Genomic DNA, 240 nt, shown 5'->3' with positions numbered 1-240 from the left:
ATCTCAAACTATGCGTGGCTCGTGTTCCAACATGCCCCGGATTACGCCACGCTTACATCACCAACCTCGGCAGCTCAATCAAGTTCGACAACATACTCGATGGAGAGTACGAGCTGCGTTATGTCCAGACCAAAAACCCTCCTTACATCACGGCGATCAGCAAACCACTGGTGATTAGTGAAGGCAAAGTGAATGAGTATTATTGGAACATTCCCAGAGAGCCGTTTCCAAAGGGAGTTG

The 240-nt window shown here is 48.8% G+C and carries 1 protein-coding gene; it reads left to right on the top strand.

The features are described 5' to 3' along the window. Nucleotides 1-14: 14 nt before the first annotated feature. Nucleotides 15-240, top strand: a 226-nt coding sequence (locus tag QN347_RS20785; RefSeq protein ID WP_323494544.1) for a hypothetical protein, incomplete at its 3' end; no start/stop codon positions are given.

This window comes from Sphingomonas sp. 10B4 (genome assembly GCF_035019905.1).
GTDB classification, from domain to species: Bacteria; Pseudomonadota; Alphaproteobacteria; order Sphingomonadales; family Sphingomonadaceae; genus Sphingomonas; species Sphingomonas glacialis.
The sequence above is the reverse complement of the archived record's forward strand: the minus strand, read 5'-3'. Positions and strand labels throughout refer to the sequence as shown.